The sequence below is a fragment of the Stagnihabitans sp. genome, assembly GCF_964946895.1.
Genome location: NZ_CBBQHX010000010.1, coordinates 25,710 through 44,500 on the forward strand (window position 1 = coordinate 25,710; position 18,791 = coordinate 44,500).

Genomic DNA, 18,791 nt, shown 5'->3' on the forward strand with positions numbered 1-18,791 from the left:
TTGATGGCACGGCGTGATGTCGACCGCCGAACAGGCGGTCACCGAACCCCCTTCCGCTTGCCTTGAAACCCTCGCAAGATGCCTCCGGAGGTGATCCATGTCGCAACTTTTCTCACTCTCGGGGCGGGTGGCTTTTGTGACGGGGGCCAGTCGGGGGCTGGGGGCTGCCATGGCCTTGGGGCTTGCCGAGGCGGGGGCGGATTTGATTTTGACGGCGCGGAGTTTGGCGGCGTTGGAGGGGACCACCGCGCGGATCAGGGCTTTGGGGCGGGGGGTGAGGTGCCTCGCGCTGGATCAGGCGGAGGTGGCGGCGATTGGGCCGGCGCTGGAGGGGCTGGAGGTGGATATTCTGGTCAACAATGCGGGGGTGGAGGAGGTGATGCCCTCCACCGAGGTGACGCCGGACTTGTGGGACAGGATTGTCGATACCAACCTGAAGGGCGCGTTTTTCACGACGCAGGCGGTGGGCAAAGGGATGCTGGCGCGGGGGCGGGGGGCGGTGGTTAATCTGGCCTCGCTCACCTCGTTCGTGGGGGTGCCGACGGCGGTGCCTTATGGGTCTTCGAAATCGGGGATCTTGGGCATGACGCGGGCTTTGGCTGCAGAATGGGCGGGGCGGGGGGTTAGGGTCAATGCGATTGCGCCGGGGTATTTCCGGACGGATTTGACAGACGTGTTTTACCGGGACGCGGCCTGGGCCGAGGCGATGCTGGGCAAGATCCCGCAGGGGCGCTTTGGGCAGGGGCAGGATCTGGTGGGGGCGGTGGTGTTCTTGGCCTCTGACGCATCGGCCTATATCACCGGCCAGTGCATCGGCATTGATGGTGGTTATCTCGCCTCGATCTAGGGGCTTTGCGGGGGAGGGTGCGAACATGGTGCAGGTCAATGTGGTGAAGCTGGCGGGGCTGTCAGCCGAGGGGCGCGCGGCCCTGCTGCGCCGGTCGGAAACCGATCTGAGCGGGTTTTTCGATACGGTGCGCCCGATCATCGCGGCGGTGCGGGCCGAAGGTGACGCAGCCCTCGCCCGCTTTGGCCGCGATCTGGACGGCGCAGAGGGGCTGACCGCTGCCACCCTGAAGGCCTCGGAGGCGGAGTTTGACGAAGCGTTTGCGCTTCTGGAGCCGGACCTGATCGAGACGATCCGCTATGCCCTGACCAACATCCGCAGCTTCCATCAAGAGCAGCTTCCGGACCCGATGGTCCTGAAGGAAATCCGCCCCGGCGCTTTTGCGGGGGACCGTTTCACGCCCTTGCGGTCGGTCGCGCTGTATGTGCCGCGCGGCAAGGGCAGCTTTCCCTCGGTCACCATGATGACCTCGGTTCCCGCTGTGCTGGCAGGGGTGACGGATGTGGCGATCTTCACGCCACCAACCTCGGATGGAAAGGTGGATGCCGCGACGCTGGTGGCGGCGCGGTTGGCGGGGGTGAACACGGTCTACAAGGTGGGTGGCGCGCAGGCCGTGGCGGCGGCGGCTTACGGGACGCAGACGGTGAAGAAGGCGATCAAGATCGTCGGGCCCGGCTCGCCCTATGTCGTGGCGGCCAAGCGGTTGCTGTCGGATGTGATCGACCCCGGCCTGCCGGCGGGGCCTTCCGAGTGCATCATCTTCGACGATGGCACGGTGCATGGTGGATTGGCCGCGCTGGACCTGCTGATCGAGGCCGAACATGGCCCGGATTCCTCGGCCTGGCTGGTGACGACGTCGCAAACCGTGGTGGCGCAGGCGCTGGAGGCGCTGCCGGCCCATTGGGCGCAGATGACCCCGCAGCGCCAGTCATTCTCGCAGACGGTTCTGACCGGGCGGTCCGGGGGGATCATTCTGGCGCCCTCGCTGGCCGAGGCTTACGCGTTCATCAACGACTATGCGCCCGAGCATCTTGAGGTGCTGTCCACCCGTCCCTTCGAACACCTTGGCGAACTGACCGAGGCTGCCGAGATTCTGCTGGGGCCGCATACCCCGGTGACGGTGGCCAACTTCTGCCTTGGGCCCAACAATGTGCTGCCGACCTCTGCCGGTGCGCGCAGTCACGGCCCGCTGTCGGTCAGCGATTTCATGAAGCGCAGTTCGATCGGCTATGTCACGGCCAAAGCCTGGCCGGAATTGGCGTCACACGCCCGCAAATTGGCCGAGTACGAGGGGTTCCCCGGCCATGCCAATGCCGCCGGCCCGATGCGGACGCCTTATCTTGGGCAGGGGTGAGGCTGTTACAAAACCTTCACTGGTGCAGCGCCCGCAGGCTTCTATGGTCGGCGCATGACCACGCAACCTGACAGCGGACTGCGCGCCTATGCGGCGGTGACGGCGGCCTATTGGGCCTTCATGCTGTCGGATGGCGCTTTGCGGCTGCTGGTCTTGCTGCAGTTCAACGGCCTGGGCTTCAAGCCCGTGCAACTGGCCTGGCTGTTCGTGCTGTATGAACTGGCTGGCGTGGTGACCAATCTTTATGCGGGCTGGATCGCGGCGCGCTTTGGCCTTGCCGCCACGCTTTATGGCGGTCTGGCCCTGCAAATCGCCGCCCTTGTGGCCCTGGCGCAGCTGGACCCGGCGTGGAGCATCCCGGCCTCGGTCGCGTTCGTCACGGCGGTGCAGGGCGCCTCGGGGGTGGCGAAGGACTTGGCCAAGATGTCCTCCAAATCCGCCGTGAAAGTTCTGGCCCCGACGGGAGAGGGTGCGCTGTTTCGCTGGGTTGCGGTGCTGACCGGGTCCAAGAACGCGGTAAAGGGGTTGGGCTTCTTCCTTGGTGCCTCTTTGCTGGCTTTGGCGGGGTTCAAGGCGTCCGTCTGGGGCATGGCCGGGGTCTTGGCCCTGATCCTGCTGGCGGTGGTGGTCTTGTTGCCCAAGGGTCTGCCCCCGGGCCGCAAGGCGGCGAAAATTGCGCACATCTGGTCAAGCGACAGGCGGATCAACCGGCTTTCCTTGGCCCGCATGTTTCTGTTCGCCGCGCGGGATGTTTGGTTCGTGGTTGGCATCCCTGTGTATTTTCAGGCGGTTCTGTCAAACGGCACGCCTGAAAGCCAGCGGACGGCGTTCTATCTGATTGGCGGGTTCATGGCCGTCTGGACCATCGCCTACGGCGCGGTTCAGGCCGCCGCCCCGCAGCTTTTGCAGGCCAAGGGCAGGCCCGAGGCGGCGATCGTCGCCCAAGCCGTTCTTTGGGTGGCGCGCCTGACGCCGATTCCTGTGGTGTTGGCGGCCCTGTCCCTGGCCGCCCCCGCCGCTTGGTTCACCCTGACTTTGGTGCTGGGCCTGTTGGCGTTCGGATTTGTCTTTGCGGTGAACTCCTCGGTCCATTCCTACCTGATCCTCGCCTTCTCGCGGTCCGAACGGGTGACGATGGACGTGGGCTTTTACTACATGGCCAATGCGGCGGGACGGCTTTTGGGCACCGCGCTGTCGGGGATCAGCTATCAGGTCGGTGGGTTGCCGTTGTGCCTTGCCACGGCCGGAGGGATGGCCGCGGCAAGTTGGGCAGCGATGCGCCGGCTTTAAAGCCCGTTGGCCTTGGCGATGAAGTCGGACAGATGCGGCACGTAATCCTCTGCCCCATCCCCGCCCGTCGCCATCGCCAAAGCGTAGGAATTCTTCACCGCACTGGCCATCGGCGTGGCCACGGTATTGGCGTTGGCCATCGATTCCACATAGCGCATGTCCTTGTAGGCATTGGCCAAGGTAAACCGATGCGCCTCGCGGTTGCCTTCCAGGGCGTAGCCCATGAAGGTCTGATAGAAGCCGCAATCCATCCGCCCGCCACGGATCACCTTGTCGAACTCGGACACCGGAATGCCTACCTTGCGCGACAGGGCCAGCGCCTCGGAGTAGAGCGCGGCGTAGCCCAGGGACAGGAAGTTGTTCAGAAGTTTCATCTTGTGGCCATCGCCCACCGCCCCGATGTGGACGATCTTGCCCGCCCATGTCGCGATGATTGGCTGCACCCGGGCGAAGACCGCGTCCGACGCCCCCACCATGCAATCCAGCATCCCGGCCCAAGCCTCTTTCGGTGTCCGGCTCAGCGGGGCGTCAATGAAATCCACCCCAACCTCGGCCAGTTCGGCCGCCAACCGCAGCGTGATGGTCGGATCAGAGGTGGAGCAATCGACGATCAGCGCCCCCTTGGCCAGCCCCGGTTTCAGCGCGGCAACGGCGGCGGCCACCTCGGGCGCGCCGGTGAGGCACAGAAAGATCACGGTGCAGGCCTTGGCCATCTGGTCCAGCGAAGCGACCTCGACAGCGCCCCTTGCGACCAGATCCTCCACCGCTTCGCGCTTGCGATGCGCGATGACGGTCAGGGGGTAACCCTTTTCCACGATGTTCTTGGCCATGCCGTGGCCCATCAGGCCGGTTCCGATAAAGCCTATGCGTTCAGTGGTCATGATGGGTCTCCGGGTCAGGCAGGTTGAAACGATGGCGCAGGTCGGCCAGTTGGGCCGGGGTCAGGGTGCGCAGGGCGTGGTTTTGCAGCAGAAGGAACAGCTTGGCGGTCTCCTCCAGCTCTTCTGTCGCATATTGCGCGTTTGCCAGCGAGGTTCCAGCCACCACCGGCCCGTGATTGGCCAAAAGCACCGCGTGGTGACGGCTTGCCAAGGCGCGCACGGCATGGGCGAGGTCGGGATCACCGGGCGCAAAATAGGGCACCAGCGGAAGGCGGCCCACGCGCATGACGTAATAGGCGGTCAGGGCGGGCAGCACATCGCCCGGGTCCGCATCCCGCAAGATGCTGACAGCGGTGGCGTGGGTGGAATGCAGATGCACAACCGCCGCGGCGTCCGGCCTTTCGCCATACATGGAAAAGTGCAGGACGGCTTCCTTGGTCGGCGCATCCCCCGACACCAGCCGGCCCTTGGCGTCAAACAGCGACAGCCTGACCGGGTCGAGCGCGCCGAGTGAAGCATTGGTCGGTGTCATCAGCCAGCCCCCGTCCGGCAGGCGGACCGAGATGTTCCCGCTTGACCCCGCCGTCAGGCCCCGGTCGAACAGCGAGGCGCCAACGCGGCAGATTTCGTCCCGTGCCTTGGTGACGTCAGTCATCTTCGGTCTCCAGCAGCGACCAGGCCTTCAGCAGGAAATCCGGCCCGCCGAAATTGCCCGATTTCAGCGCCAGCGCCAGATCTGGTCCGCCGATGGACCGCGTCCAGGGCACCCCGGGGGAAATCTCTGGCCCGATCTGCAACTGGCTCACGCCCAACGCCGCCACCACCGCCCCCGAGGCTTCGCCACCGGCGATGATAAAGCGTTCAAAGCCCCGCGCGTTCAGCATCTGCGCCACTGTGGCCAGGGTGGCTTCGACCAGACTGCCGGACTGCTGCGAACCAAGCCGGGCCTGAATGGCTTGCAAGACGGCAGGTTCGACGCTGGAATAGATCACCGGGGTGCTGTCGGAGGGCTGTGCGTTGACCCAATCCGCCAGATCCGCAGCGCTTTGCCGCCCTGCCGCCAAGGCCTCGACCTCCAATGCCAGCGTTGGCAGGCCCGCCGCCTTGGCCGCAGCGATTTGCCCCCGGGTCGCCTGCGAGCAGGACCCCGCCAAGACCGCTGCACGGCCCCGCGGCGCGCGCATCCGGGTTTGCGGCGGGGTTGGCTTGGCCACGAACTGCGGCGCAAGACCAAGGGCAATGCCAGACCCGCCTGTCACCAGCGCCATATCGGAACAGGCGGCCCCAAGACTGCGCAGATCGTCATCCTCCAACGTGTCGACGATCAGGATGCGCTGTCCGGCATCCCGCGCGGTGGCGAAGGCGTCGCGCAGGGCGGCCGGCCCTTTGCGGATCGTGGCAATCGGCACCAGTCCGACGGCAAGGCGGGTCTGCCGCCCCAGCACCCGCACCAGGTTGGCGTCGCGCATCGGGTTCAGCGGGTGGTCCTTCAGCGGGCTGTCCGACAAAAGCTGGTCGCCGACAAAAAGGTGCCCCCGGTAAACCGTCCGCCCCGCCGCCGGGAAAGAGGGGCAGGCGATGGTCAGCGTGGTGCCCAACAGGTCCATCAAAGCCTCGGTGACGGGGCCTATGTTGCCGGCGTCGGTGGAATCGAAGGTCGAGCAGTATTTGAACAGGATCTGCACCGCCCCCGCCGCCTTCAGCGCCCGTGCGGCGGCGACCGACATCGCCACCGCCTCTGTCGCGGGAATCGAGCGGGATTTCAACGCGATCACGATGGCGTCGGCCTTGGGGAAAGGCTGATCGGCCTTGGGCACGCCCATGATCTGCACAGTGCGCAGCCCGGCCCGGGACAGCATCAGGCACAGGTCGGTGGCCCCGGTAATGTCATCGGCAACTGCGCCAAATCGCATGGCTTTTCCTCAAGCTCCGACGAAAGCCTTGCTTTCCGGTCCCAAATCCGATGGCAATGCCGACAGCCCTCCATTGTCAAGCGGGCACCTCTCAGACTGGAAAGCCGAGGCCTGACATGACCGCCCCTTTGAAGATTTGCGTGATCGGTCTGGGCTCGATGGGGTTCGGCATGGCGGCCTCGTTGCTGCGCGGCGGCTTTGCGGTGACCGGAGTCGATGTGAATGCCGAGGCCATGGCGCGGTTTGCCGCCTTGGGTGGGGCGGTTGCGACCCATCCGGCAGAGGGCGCGACGGGGGCGGATGTGATTTTGTCGGTGGTGGTCAACGCCGCGCAGACCGAGGCGGTGCTGTATGGTCCGCAAGGCGCTGCAAGCGCCATGGCACAGGGGGGTGTGATCCTGTCGTGCGCCACCATGGCACCCGACGCGGCGCGCGGTTTTGCCGGGCGGGCCTTGGCTTTGGGTCTGGGCTATCTGGATGCGCCGATCAGCGGGGGCGCGGTGCGGGCGGCCGCGGGAGAGCTGACCGTCATGGCCTCGGGTGCGCCGCAGGTCTTTGCGCAGGTCCGCCCGGTGCTTCAGTGCATCGCGGCCAAGGTCTACGAACTGGGGGACGAGGCGGGGACCGGGGCGGCGTTCAAGATGGTCAACCAGTTGCTGGCCGGCGTCCATATCGCGGCAGCCTGCGAGGCGGTGACCTTTGCCAAGGCGATGAATCTGGATCTGGAAAAGGTCTATGAGGTGATCACCGCCTCGGCGGGGAATTCGTGGATGTTTGAAAACCGCGTGCCGCATATTCTGGAGGGCGACTATACCCCGCGTTCGGCGGTGGATATCTTCACCAAAGACCTTGGCATTGTCACCGACATGGGGCGCGGGATGAAGTTTCCCACGCCGATCGCGGCGATGGCGCTGCAGATGTTCGTGATGACGGCGGCGGCGGGGATGGGGCGCGATGACGATGCCTCGGTTGCCCGGATGCTGGCCGGGTTGGCGGGGCTGGACCTGCCACAGAAGGAGTAAGCCATGCCGCGCTTTGCCGCCAACCTGTCGATGATGTTCACCGAAGTCGATTTTCCCGAGCGCTTCGCTGCTGCCGCCAAGGCGGGATTTGACGCGGTGGAATATCTGTTTCCCTATGCCCACCCGCCCGCCCAGATGGCCGAGGCGTTGCAAGCCAACCACTTGACGCAGGCCCTGTTCAACCTGCCCCCCGGCGATTGGGCCGCCGGAGAGCGCGGTCTGGCCGCACTGCCCGACCGCATCGACGATTTTCGCGCTTCGGTCGCAACGGCGCTGGCCTATGCGGCGGCGACGGGGGTTGGGCGGGTCCATGTCATGGCCGGGATTGCCGAACGGTCTGACCCTGCGGCGCAAGGGGCCTACCGCGAGTCCCTGAGATTTCTGTGTGACAAGGCCGGGACGGCCGGGCTGGATGTGGTGATCGAGCCGATCAACCCGCGGGACATGCCGGGATATTTCCTCAACGATTTCAAGCAGGCCACCGATCTGATCGCCGATCTTGGCCTGCCGAACCTGAAGCTGCAGTTCGACATCTACCACCGCCAGATCCTGCATGGCGATGTTCTGAAGGGTCTGCAGGCGTTGATGCCGGTGATCGGCCATGTCCAGATCGCCGCCGTTCCGCACCGGCACGAGCCCGGCACCGGAGAGTTGGACGACCAGCGCGTCCTGCGGGCCTTGGATGACCTTGGCTACATGGGCTTTGTCGGCTGCGAATATCGCCCGGCTGCCGAGACGGTGGCAGGCCTTGGCTGGTTGCGCCCGTTCCGCCGTTAGGTCCTGCCAAGACCGAAGCGCACCACCCGGGTGATTTCGCGGTTCAGCGCCTCAAGGTCCATCGGCTTGGAGACATAACCATCCATCCCCGCCTGCAGATAGACCAGACGGTCGCGCTCCGAGGCGTCTGCGGTCATGGCGATGATGGGCCGAGGGCGGGTGCCGGGCGACGAGGCCCGGATCCGGCGCAGCGTCTCGATCCCGTCCATCTGCGGCATGTTGATGTCGAGCAGGACCAGATCAATGTCTGATCGGGTGGCTAGAATGTCGAGCGCGGCTTCCCCGCTGCTGGCCTCGACGGCGCGGCAATGCAGCAGTCCCAGATACGAGGCCGCCACCAGCCGGTTGGTGCCGATATCGTCGACGATAAGGACGGTCCGCCCCTTCACCGCCTCGTCCACGACCAGCTCGGGCTGCCGGGCCGCCTGATTCGAGGGCGCCTCGACCGGAACCCACAGCTGAAACGCGGCCCCTTGCGCCCGGCGATCTGCGGTGATGTCGCCCCCCATCCGGCGCGCAATGGCGCGGCAGATCGTCAGGCCCAGACCATAGCCCTGCGGCGCCTTGGTCGCCCGTTCGTAGCGGTTGAAGATCGTTTCTTCGTGACCCGGGGGAATGCCGCTTCCGGTATCTTCCACCACGATCCGCAAAAGATGGGGCGCCTCGAATCCGACGTGCAGGGTGACCTGACCGACCTGCGTATGTTTCAGCGCATTCGAGACGAGGTTTGACAGGCATTGCCGCAAACGGTCGAAATCCAGACAGGCCGATCTTGGCAGCGCCGGATCGAACAAAAGGACAAGACCCAGTCCTGCGGCTTCCGCCTGTGGCCGGAACAACGCCACGGCAAGGCCAATTTCTTCGCGCAGTTCGGCCTGCCGGGCGCGCAGGGCTATGCGGCCCTCTTCGATGGCCGAAAGATCCAGCACATCGTCCAGCACCAGACCCAGTCCCTTGGCCGATGTCACCAGCACGCCAAGCTGCTGCTTCACCGCCGCGTCGGGCACTGCCTGATAGGCCGAAAGTCCCATGCCGATGATGGCGTTCAGGGGCGTGCGCAATTCGTGGCTCATCTGTGACAGGAAATGGCTTTTTGCCTCGCTGGCCCGTTGCACGGCCATCCTGCCAAGGGCGGCCTGCTGCTGCTGGCGGTGGTTTTCAACAATGGCCGCAACCACATAGCCGATCGAGACGACGGCGATGACCGAGGTGAAGGCAAATCCGGCGACGTTGCCGGCGTGCAGCCAGTAATAGCTGTTCGAAACAGAAATCAGCGTCGCGATGGCCGCGGTTCCGGCAAAGCCGGTGACCGGATGGATTGAGCGAATGGTGGAAAGTCGCATCAAGGCCGCCGACATCACCCCCACCGAAATTGCCTTCGAGAAGGCATCCTCGACCTGCCAGATCAGGGCGGAGGGGACGGAATAGAAGACTTCGCCCAGATAGACCGCAAGCAGGGCCCCCCGGTAGGCGGGCGGTCGTCCGGTGGTGCCAAGCCCCTGCCGGAACAGCCGTGCTTCGACGCGGTCGCAGACAAAGACCCCTGCCGCCCACAGTGCGACAAAAACCGGCGGCAGGTACAGCAGGAAGATCGCCGCCAAAAGCGCGATGACGATGATGCGGATCGGGCGCTCCCGTCCCAGCGCGTCAAGTTGGGCGCGCACCTCGGACAGGCGCAACTGTGCCTGCTGATCCGGAGTCGGCACCAGATCCTGCGAGCGGATGCCATAAAGGAACGACGCTGCCGCTTTGGCCCCGGTCCGGGCGACAAGGACCCAGTGGCCGACAGAGTGCGGTGGACGTCTCGACATGGCCAACGGTCCTGCGGGCGACGCCCAGACCAAAATGCTCCGGGCGCGGTGGTGACTGTTTCCAGCGGACAGGCAAACCCGACCGGCCAGAGACTTTTGGATACCCTATCAAGAGGCTATTGCGTTTGTCCTCACAAGGGTTCTGTTCGCGTCGGGTTGCGGCGCTGCCGGGGGCAACGCGCGAAGCGGTGAAACGGCGGGAGTCTAGACCACCTCTTGCCAGAACGAGGATTTGCGGGCGTGCAGGGTTCGCAGATGGCCAAGGTAGGCGGCGTGGCTTTCTGCCGTGCCGTAGTCGGCGATGTGGGCATCCAGCCGGGCGCATTCGGCAAGGTGGCGGGCCGCGTGGCCATAGCGGCTGGACCGACCCTTGGTCAGGGTGAAGTCGATCAGGCAGCGCAGGACCCGCACGGCAGACAGCGGATACCGATCGGCCAAGGCCTCGGCTGCCGGGGTCAGGATCTCGAAGTGATCGCCGTCAAGATCGCTGGTCCTTGCGTTGACCAATGCCGAGGCGTTGGCGAGCGCGGGCCAGTTGGTGAAGAACCACAGCGCCAACGTGGCACTGGGATAGGCGGCGGCCAGCGCCATGGCGCGTTCTTCGGCTTCGACATCGTCAAAATCGGGCAGGCGTTTGAGGTAAGCGCGCAGCGGCACGATGGCGAGGCTGCGGGAAAAGCATTGCCAGCGAAAGGCTTGCGCCTCTTGCGTGCGGCCAAGCGCCTCCAGCGCGGTCAGACGTGCGTCATGCCAATCGTCCGGCACCCGGGCGTCCAGACTGGCGGCGTCAAGGGCGGTCAGCGCCTCGGCTGCCCGGCCGACGGCCAGCAGGCGGGTGGCGATTTCGGTGGCGACGGCGGGCAATGTGCGGGCCGCAGGGGCGTACCCGGCGATGAAGGCATCCACGTCGCCCTCCGCATCGGCAATGTCCTTCAGCGCCATCTCAATCACCTGACGGCGATGGCGGTCCTCCAGCTGGTGGGCGTAAACCGGGCCGCCCAGACCCAGGCCGACCTTCTGCCACTCGGATTTCGGCGGGGGGATCACCGTCTTTGCGGCAAGCGCGTGAACCAAGGCCTTGAGATGGCTCAGCCCCTCGGCCCCAAGGGTGGCGGAAAGGGCGGCGATCAACCCATCAAACTGGCCATAGCCGTTGTCCAGCAAGGCGTCGAGGCTGCGGTCCGCCAACCGGTCAACCGCGACACCGGCCGCCGCCGCCAGCGGGCCGATCTGGGTGCAGGCGTCGCGAAACAGGCCAATCAGCGCGCCGCTGCTGTCCTCGCAGCGGTCAAACACCGGATTGGCCAGCGTCAGGAACTGCCAAAGCAGGTCCAACGCCTCGGCCGGGTCGGCGGGGGCGATCTGCTCGACAATGGCGCGGTGCTGGGCGGCAAGATCATTGGTCAGCGTCTTGCGCTGCCGCCAGCCAACCCGCGCCCGGGATTTTGCGAGCGTGATCAGGCGTTTGCGCACCTCGGCCGCCGCCTCTTTCGCCCCTTGCCCGCCCGCCAGCGCCAACCGCAGGCGACGCTTGGCGGCAGCGTTTCCGGCGCTGACCTCGATCAGCAGTTCAGCCAAGGCCGGAGCCCCAAGCGTTTCAAGGTTCTTGGCGTTGAGGGTGGTCTTGGAGGCCATCTGCTTGTCCTGCTTGTGTCGCAGCGGACCGTAGCGGCGATGCGGGCGATGGTAAACCGCAAGCCCCCGGGGCTGCCCGCCACGCAATTAAGGCGATTTGCCGCAATCATGAAGAATTGCCTTGGGATTTCCACGTTTGGGTCGCGACAGAGCCCGGTTTGGGGCGGAAATCCTTAACGGAAGTTTGGGAACATCCGCGATGGCATTCTCTTGGTCCAGTCTTTCGACGTTTCCGGTCCGCAGGGTCGGCCGCCTGCTGGCGGTCTTGGCGATTGCCATTGCTGCGGGCCATCTGGTGCAAACGCTGGCGGCCCGGCAGGGGCGGCCTCAGGTGGCGGCGGCCAGCCTGCCGACCAAGATTGTGCAACTCTCGGCCTCTCCCGATGACAACGGGGTGACGACGGCGCCTGCGCTCGATCTGTCCAAGCCATTGCCGCAGAACCATATTATCAGTCTTGTTCCCCTGGCGCCGCCGGCCGAAGGCACGGAAGCGCGCGATTGTCGTCCGGCCCTGAAGGCCGCCGAGGGCGCCGGCGCCGTGGTGACCTTGACCCTGCGGGCGCCCTGCGATGGCGGCGCGCGGGTCGTGCTGAGCCATGCCGGGCTGACGGTGACCGGGCGTCTGGCGGCGGATGGCGGTTTGTCGGTGACGATTCCCGCGCTGGATCAGGCTGGCCGATTCGAGATTCGATTCGCCGATGGTCGCACCGTTGAGGCCGTGCAACCGGTGCCCGAGCTTGCCACGATGCGCCGCTTTGCCGTGCAATGGCTGGGGCCGGACGGTTTCATCCTGCATGGCTTTGAAAACGGGGCCGATTTTGGCCAGCCCGGCGATGTTTCCCCCCAGCAGCCCGGTTCTGTGCCAACGGGTGCGGCGCGCGGTGGCTGGCTTGGGGAGTTGGGCGACCGCAGTGTTGACAACCCCTTGCTGGCGCAGGTCTACACCTTTCCCCTGCAAGGCACGGCAGATGTGGTGGTTGAGGCGCCGGTGACCGCAGGAAATTGTGCGCAGGACATGCTGGGGCAAACGGTCAGCAGCGTCGAAGGGGTGGCCCAGGTGGTTGATCTGACGCTGGCCATGCCCGATTGTTCTGCGGTCGGTGATTTTCTGGTGTTGAAGAATCTCGCTCAAGACACGAAAGTCGCCACCAAGTAGGAACGGCGGGTTAAATGGCTTGGATGGTGTGGCGCGCGGCGGTTTTCGCCGCGTTTGTGTTTCCGGGACTGGCAGCGGCGCAGGATGTCACCCTGACCTCGCGCGATGGGGCGCTGTCCATTTCTGGAACGCTGTCCGGTTACGACGGAGAATTCTTCCGGATTTCATCGACTTACGGGCCCTTGACCATCGACGCGCAGGGCGTTGTCTGTGACGGGCCGGCCTGCCCGGACCTGACGGCCCCCAAGGCGCTGATCACGATCACCGGGGCCTCGGATGCCGGGGCCAAGTTGTTGCCGCCCTTGCTGGCCGCCTTTGCCAAGGCCAAGGGACTGACGCTGCAAGCCGGACAGCCGACGATTCTGGCCGATCCAACCTCGGGCGAGACCTTGGCGGAGGTGTCTTTCACCGCCTCCTCCCCGCAGACGGCGCATGATGCCTTGCTGGCGGGCGGGGCGACGCTGGCATTTGCCTCGGCCACCGAGCCGGATCTGGGCGCGCAATCGGTGGCTTTGGACGCGATGGTGCCGATCGTGGCGCGGGACAATCCCTTGCCGCGCATCTCGACCACCGATCTGGCGCGGGTTCTGTCGGGCGACGTGACGAACTGGAAAGAGGTGGGCGGGCCAGATATGCCGTTGATTCTGCACGGTTTGGCGGCAGACAGCGATGTGGCGCGGGCCTTGAAGGCGCGGTTGGGCAAGGACCCGGCGGTGACGGTACCGCATGAAACCCTGGCCGAACTGGCGGCGGCGGTGGCCAAGGACCCCTGGGCGATCGCGGTGACCGGGCGGTCTGTGACCGGCGCGGCCAAGCTGTTGCCGCTGACGGACAGTTGCGGCTTTCCCCTGCTGCCCTCGCGGTTGGCGGTGAAAGCGGCGGATTACCCGCTGACGCTGCCGGTGTTCTTTCTGACTCCACGGCATCGGCTGCCGCTTATGGCGCGGGAATTGCTGGATTTTCTGTCCACGCCCGAGGCGCAGGCGGCGGTGGCCGGGGCGGGCTATATCGACCGCAGCGTGGAACGGCAGCCGATGACGGCTGATGGCTTGCGGCTGATCAATGCGATCAAGGGGGCCGGGCAGGCGACCTCGCTGGAGGATTTGCAGCGGCTGGTGGGGGTGATGGATGGCGCGGACCGGCTGTCTTTGACCTTCCGCTTCGAGGATGGCACCAACACGCTGGACGCGTCCAGTCAGGACAATCTGGCCGATCTGGCGCAGATGCTGGAGGCCGGGATGTTCAAGGGTAAGTCTTTGACCTTGGCCGGTTTTTCCGACGGGCAGGGTGACGCCGCGGCGACGATGGCGCTGGCGCAGGTGCGGGCGGATGCGGTGCTGGCGGCGCTGAAGGCGCTGGTGCCGGGCATGCCGCTGGACCAGTTGCCGGGCGTTGCGGCCTTTGGCGCGGCATTGCCGATTGCCTGTGACGCCGTGCCGGCCGGGCGACGGTTGAACCGGCGGGTGGAGGTCTGGCTGAAGCCGGTTTTCGGCGGCGACAGCCCTACAAATAGCCTTGTGCCTTGAAGGAAAGCTCTCTCGACTTGCCGATGATCAGGTGATCATGCAGAACGATTCCAAGGACTTGCGCGGCGTCCTGCACCTGGATGGTCATGGAAATATCGGCCTCTGACGGCGTTGGGTCGCCGGAGGGGTGGTTGTGCACGAGAATGATGGCGGAGGCGTTGAGTTCGAGGGCGCGCTTGACGACTTCGCGTGGATAGACGGGGACGTGATCAACGGTGCCCTTGGCTTGCTCCTCATCCGCGATGAGGACGTTCTTGCGGTCCAGGAACAGGATGCGGAATTGTTCGGTTTCGCGGTGCGCCATGACCGTCTGGCAATAATCCAACAGGGCGTTCCACGAGGACACGACGGGACGGTTGAGGACCTTGGCGCGCATCAGGCGGCCTGCAGCCGCCTCGACCAATTTCAGTTCGATAACAACGGCTTCGCCGACGCCTTTGACCATCTGCAGGCGCTGCGGCGCGGCAGAAATCACGCGGTTGAAATCGCCGAACGTGTCGAGAAGCAGGCGGGCAAGCGGTTTGACATCCATCCGGGGAATGGCGCGGAACAGGATCAGTTCCAGCAGTTCGTAATCTGGCAGCGCCGCCGCCCCCCCCGCCATGAAGCGGTCGCGCAGGCGTTTTCGGTGGTCGGCGATGTAGGAGGGCAGCTTGGCAGGAAGGCCGGGTGAAACCGCCTCATCCTCGTCCCCGGGGGGGGCGAAGAGGGGGAGATGCGAGTCCTGAAAGCCCTTCTGTGCCATGGGGACAGATTGCCATGGGGTTGGTGAAGGAAGGGTTAACGGGATAGGGCGCTGCGGCGCGAATCGGGGGGATTTTCCGGGGTTAACTGGGGAAAACAGCGGGTTGGGGGTGTATGTTTTCCGTATTTTCCGCGTCGGTTTTGCGTAAGTTTTCTGTAACGACAGACCGTGCCGGGGGGATAGGTTAACGCAACGTTCTGTCACTGCGCAGGACGCGATGCTGCGCGCGATCGGGAAGGGGATATTTGGCCTGCCGATCGGCGTTTTGCTGGTCTGGAGCCTGTTTCCGCTATGGTATGCGGTGGTGGCACTGTTGTGTCGGCACACGCCGCAGGATCAGCCTTGGGCGACGCTGATGGCGGCCTGCGTCGTGCTGACGCTGCCCGTGGCGGGGCTGGTGCTGCTGTTTCAGCGGCGGATTGTGGTGATGCTGGGGTGACGGAGGATGGGCAGATTGCCCATCCTGCGGGTCATGCCCGGCGGGGTCAGCTTTTCATGCCGTCCCAGAAGCCTTTGACCTTGGCGAAGAAAGAGGAGCCTTCGGGGTTGTTGTCCTCGGCCTCAAGCTTCTCGAACTCGCGCAGGAGTTCCTGTTGGCGTTTCGAGAGGTTGACCGGGGTTTCGACCGCCAGTTCGATCAGCATGTCGCCCGAACCGCCGCCGCGCAGGGCGGGCATGCCCTTGGCGCGCAGGCGGAGTTGCTTGCCGGTTTGCGTGCCCGGCGGGACTTTGACGCGGGACTTGCCGCCGTCGATGGTGGGGACCTCGACCTCTCCGCCAAGCGCGGCGGTGATCAGGGACACCGGGACGCGGCAGAACAGGTTGACGCCGTCGCGCTGGAAGATCGGATGTTCGCGGGTTTCGATGAAGATGTAGAGGTCGCCCGCCGGGCCGCCGCGCATGCCGGCTTCGCCTTCGCCGGCGAGGCGGATGCGGGTGCCGGTTTCAACGCCTGCCGGGATGTTGACCGAGAGGGAACGCTCCCGCTCGATCCGGCCGGCGCCGGCGCAGGATTTGCAGGGGTTCTTGATGGTCTGGCCCGCGCCGCCGCAGGTGGGGCAGGTGCGTTCGACCGTGAAGAAACCTTGCTGGGCGCGGACCTTGCCCATGCCCGAGCAGGTGGGGCAGGTGACGGGTTCGGCGCCGCCTTCCGCCCCGGTGCCGTGGCAGACATCGCAGGCGACCGAGGAGGGGACGGTGATGGTCTTCTGGACGCCCTTGAAGGATTCTTCGAGCGAGACGCGCAGGTTGTAGCGCAGGTCCGATCCGCGCTGGGCGCGGCGGCGGTTGGCTTGACCACCCTGACCCCCGCGACCCATGAAGTCGCCGAACAGGTCTTCGAACACGTCCGAGAAGGCCGAGGCGAAATCGGCGTTGCCGCCGCCACCACCGCCATTGCCGCGACCGCCTTCGAAGGCGGCGTGGCCATAGCGATCGTAGGCGGCCTTCTTGTCGGCGTCTTTCAGGACGTCATAAGCCTCGTTGATCTCTTTGAACTGGGCTTCGGCTTCGGGATTGTCGGAATTGCGGTCGGGGTGCAGCTCTTTGGCCTTGGTGCGGTAGGCTTTCTTCAGCTCTTCCGCCGAAGCGCCTTTGGCAGCCCCCAAGACGTCGTAATAGTCACGCTTAGCCATGGCAGGACCTTCTATCGAGAACGCGTTTGGGCGACCCCATCACAGGGCCGCCCAGTTCAGGTTCCGCGCGGGTTACTTGCGCTTGTTGTTGCCAAGGTCTTCGAAATCGGCGTCGACGATATCATCGTCGACATCGCGCGGGGCATCTTCGTCCTTGCCTTCGGACGCCGAGGCTTGGGCTTTATAGATCGCCTCGCCCAGCTTCATGGCGGCGTCGGTCAGGTTCTGGATGCCGCCCTTGATCTTGCCGGCGTCTTCGGTCTTGAGCGTGTCTTCCAAGGCCCCCATCGCCAGTTCGATGACTTCGACCGTCGAGGGATCGACCTTGTCGGAATGTTCGGACAGCGACTTCTTGGTCGAGTGCAGCAGGCTTTCGGCCTGGTTCTTGGCTTCGACCAGTTCCTTGCGGGCCTTGTCGGCGTCAGCATTGGCTTCGGCGTCCTTGACCATGCGTTCGATTTCGGCGTCGGACAGACCGCCCGAGGCCTGGATCGTGATCGCCTGTTCCTTGCCGGTGCCCTTGTCCTTGGCCTTCACGGTGACGATGCCGTTGGCGTCGATGTCAAAGGTGACCTCGATCTGCGGCATGCCACGGGGCGCTGGCGGGATGTTTTCAAGGTTGAACTGGCCGAGCATCTTGTTGTCAGCCGCCATTTCGCGTTCGCCCTGGAAGCAGCGCAGGGTCACCGCGTTCTGGTTGTCTTCGGCGGTCGAGAAGATTTGCGACTTCTTGGTCGGGATCGTGGTGTTGCGGTCGATCAGGCGGGTGAAGACGCCGCCGAGGGTTTCGATCCCGAGGGACAGCGGGGTCACGTCCAGCAGAACCACGTCTTTCACGTCGCCTTGCAGAACGCCGGCCTGAATGGCGGCACCAGCGGCCACGACTTCATCGGGGTTGACGCCCTTGTGGGGGTCTTTGCCGAAGAACTTGGTCACTTCCTCGATCACGCGGGGCATGCGGGTCATGCCGCCGACCAGAACCACTTCGTCGATGTCGCCGATGGTCACACCAGCGTCTTTCAGGGCGGCCTGGCACGGCTTGATCGAGCGCTTGATCAGATCGTCGCAGAGGCTTTCCAGCTTGGCGCGGGTCAGCTTGACCACGAGGTGCAGCGGCTGGCCCGAGTTGCGGTCCATGCTGATGAAGGGCTGGTTGATTTCGGTCTGGGTGGCCGAAGACAGCTCGATCTTGGCCTTTTCCGAGGCTTCCTTCAGGCGCTGCAGGGCCATCTTGTCCAGCGTCAGGTCAACGCCATGCTCTTTCTTGAACTCATCCGCGAGGAAGTTCACGATGCGCATGTCAAAGTCTTCGCCGCCCAGGAAGGTGTCGCCGTTGGTGGATTTGACTTCGAACAGGCCGTCGTCGATTTCCAGAATGGTGATGTCGAAGGTCCCGCCGCCGAGGTCATAGACCGCGATGGTTTTGGTTTCTTTCTTGTCGAGACCGTAGGCGAGGGCAGCCGCCGTCGGCTCGTTGATGATGCGCAGCACTTCGAGGCCGGCGATCTTGCCCGCGTCCTTGGTGGCCTGGCGCTGGGCGTCGTTGAAGTAGGCCGGAACGGTGATGACGGCCTGGGTGACGGTTTCACCCAAGTAAGCTTCAGCCGTTTCCTTCATCTTTTGCAGGATGATGGCGGAGATTTGGCTGGGCGAGTACTTTTCACCGCGGGCTTCCACCCAAGCGTCGCCGTTCGGGCCGGGCACCACCTTGTAGGGCAGGTTCTTGAGGTCTTTGGCGATCAGCGAGTCGTCGGCGCGGCGGCCGATCAGACGCTTGACGGCGTGAATGGTGTTGGTGGAGTTGGTCACGGCCTGACGCTTGGCGGCCTGACCGACAAGACGCTCATTCTCGGTGAACGCAACGATGGACGGCGTGGTGCGCGCGCCTTCGGAATTTTCGATGATGCGGGGTTGGCTGCCATCCATGATGGCGACGCAGGAGTTCGTGGTCCCGAGGTCAATGCCGATGATCTTGGCCATATCTGTTCCCTTTTCTTAGGCGATGTTGTGGGGCGGACCCAATCAGGCATCCTGCCCCGATCCCAAACTGAACCATCCGGCTGGCCCTTGCGGGCGTCCTCTTCTGGCTTCGCAGGGTATATAAGGGGGGGCAATCCGTGCTGCAAGCGGCGTGGTTGCGGGAAAGATCAAGGATTGTGATGAAAGCTGCAGATTTTCCCCGAGGCGGTGAAAACCCGCC

General features: G+C 64.8%; 16 protein-coding genes. 8 read left to right on the top strand and 8 right to left on the bottom strand.

The genetic code is table 11. The features are described 5' to 3' along the window. Positions 1-97 precede the first annotated feature (97 nt). Genes AC1Y2B_RS08550 through arsJ form a run of 3 tightly spaced genes read left to right on the top strand, consistent with a single transcriptional unit; the run spans position 98 to position 3,491 of the window. Positions 98-847: an SDR family NAD(P)-dependent oxidoreductase gene (locus AC1Y2B_RS08550; protein ID WP_482252656.1), complete on the top strand. Its 750-nt coding sequence runs from the start codon at positions 98-100 to the stop codon at positions 845-847. Positions 848-872: 25 nt separating this feature from the next. Then, positions 873-2,201 carry a histidinol dehydrogenase gene (hisD, locus tag AC1Y2B_RS08555; RefSeq protein WP_482252657.1) on the top strand — a complete coding sequence of 443 codons (1,329 nt, stop codon included), beginning with the start codon at positions 873-875 and terminating at the stop codon, positions 2,199-2,201. 54 nt (positions 2,202-2,255) lie between these two features. Continuing rightward, complete coding sequence (arsJ, locus tag AC1Y2B_RS08560) at positions 2,256-3,491, top strand: organoarsenical effux MFS transporter ArsJ (RefSeq protein WP_482252658.1); 1,236 nt, start codon at positions 2,256-2,258, stop codon at positions 3,489-3,491. On the opposite strand, the gene AC1Y2B_RS08565 is transcribed toward arsJ, so the two are convergent. From AC1Y2B_RS08565 to otnK, 3 genes are read right to left on the bottom strand one after another with little or no spacing between them, the layout of a single operon-like run. After that, positions 3,488-4,372: an NAD(P)-dependent oxidoreductase gene (locus AC1Y2B_RS08565; RefSeq protein WP_482252659.1), complete on the bottom strand. Its 885-nt coding sequence runs from the start codon at positions 4,370-4,372 to the stop codon at positions 3,488-3,490. The two genes, arsJ and AC1Y2B_RS08565, sit on opposite strands and share 4 nt — an antisense overlap. Then, positions 4,362-5,027 (bottom strand): 3-oxo-tetronate 4-phosphate decarboxylase, encoded by a 666-nt coding sequence (otnC, locus tag AC1Y2B_RS08570; protein WP_482252660.1) that lies wholly within the window; start codon positions 5,025-5,027, stop codon positions 4,362-4,364. The genes AC1Y2B_RS08565 and otnC overlap by 11 nt, the downstream gene beginning before the upstream one ends. Next, complete coding sequence (otnK, locus tag AC1Y2B_RS08575; protein ID WP_482252661.1) at positions 5,020-6,285, bottom strand: 3-oxo-tetronate kinase; 1,266 nt, start codon at positions 6,283-6,285, stop codon at positions 5,020-5,022. The genes otnC and otnK overlap by 8 nt, the downstream gene beginning before the upstream one ends. 116 nt (positions 6,286-6,401) lie before the next feature. On the opposite strand from otnK, the gene ltnD reads away from it, so the two are divergent. Together ltnD and otnI are read left to right on the top strand one after the other, a co-directional pair. Further along, entirely contained in the window at positions 6,402-7,307 is a 906-nt protein-coding gene (ltnD, locus tag AC1Y2B_RS08580) for an L-threonate dehydrogenase (RefSeq protein ID WP_482252662.1), read from the top strand. A 3-nt stretch (positions 7,308-7,310) separates the two neighbouring features. Further along, positions 7,311-8,084 carry a 2-oxo-tetronate isomerase gene (gene otnI, locus AC1Y2B_RS08585; RefSeq protein WP_482252663.1) on the top strand — a complete coding sequence of 258 codons (774 nt, stop codon included), beginning with the start codon at positions 7,311-7,313 and terminating at the stop codon, positions 8,082-8,084. On the opposite strand, the gene AC1Y2B_RS08590 is transcribed toward otnI, so the two are convergent. Together AC1Y2B_RS08590 and AC1Y2B_RS08595 are read right to left on the bottom strand one after the other, a co-directional pair. Next, the gene (locus AC1Y2B_RS08590) at positions 8,081-9,895 is read right to left on the bottom strand and encodes a response regulator (RefSeq protein WP_482252664.1); all 1,815 of its coding nucleotides are present in this window, start codon (positions 9,893-9,895) and stop codon (positions 8,081-8,083) included. The genes otnI and AC1Y2B_RS08590 overlap by 4 nt on opposite strands. Before the next feature lie 204 nt (positions 9,896-10,099). Then, a complete protein-coding gene (locus AC1Y2B_RS08595) occupies positions 10,100-11,530 on the bottom strand; it encodes a DUF6880 family protein (protein WP_482252665.1) in 1,431 nt (476 codons plus the stop codon). 199 nt (positions 11,531-11,729) lie between these two features. Between AC1Y2B_RS08595 and AC1Y2B_RS08600 the strand changes: the two genes are divergently transcribed. Continuing rightward, positions 11,730-12,686, top strand: coding sequence for a hypothetical protein (locus AC1Y2B_RS08600; protein WP_482252666.1), 957 nt, complete (start codon positions 11,730-11,732; stop codon positions 12,684-12,686). 14 nt (positions 12,687-12,700) lie between these two features. Further along, entirely contained in the window at positions 12,701-14,212 is a 1,512-nt protein-coding gene (locus AC1Y2B_RS08605; protein ID WP_482252667.1) for a phosphate ABC transporter substrate-binding/OmpA family protein, read from the top strand. Here AC1Y2B_RS08605 and radC read toward each other — a convergent pair. Next, positions 14,190-14,957 (bottom strand): RadC family protein, encoded by a 768-nt coding sequence (radC, locus tag AC1Y2B_RS08610; RefSeq protein WP_482252668.1) that lies wholly within the window; start codon positions 14,955-14,957, stop codon positions 14,190-14,192. The genes AC1Y2B_RS08605 and radC overlap by 23 nt on opposite strands. Positions 14,958-15,174: 217 nt before the next feature. Between radC and AC1Y2B_RS08615 the strand changes: the two genes are divergently transcribed. Further along, positions 15,175-15,396 carry a hypothetical protein gene (locus AC1Y2B_RS08615; RefSeq protein WP_482252669.1) on the top strand — a complete coding sequence of 74 codons (222 nt, stop codon included), beginning with the start codon at positions 15,175-15,177 and terminating at the stop codon, positions 15,394-15,396. 46 nt (positions 15,397-15,442) lie between these two features. On the opposite strand, the gene dnaJ is transcribed toward AC1Y2B_RS08615, so the two are convergent. Together dnaJ and dnaK are read right to left on the bottom strand one after the other, a co-directional pair. Further along, positions 15,443-16,591 (bottom strand): molecular chaperone DnaJ, encoded by a 1,149-nt coding sequence (gene dnaJ / locus AC1Y2B_RS08620; protein WP_482252670.1) that lies wholly within the window; start codon positions 16,589-16,591, stop codon positions 15,443-15,445. A 72-nt stretch (positions 16,592-16,663) separates the two neighbouring features. After that, a complete protein-coding gene (gene dnaK / locus AC1Y2B_RS08625) occupies positions 16,664-18,571 on the bottom strand; it encodes a molecular chaperone DnaK (protein WP_482252671.1) in 1,908 nt (635 codons plus the stop codon). Positions 18,572-18,791: the final 220 nt, after the last annotated feature.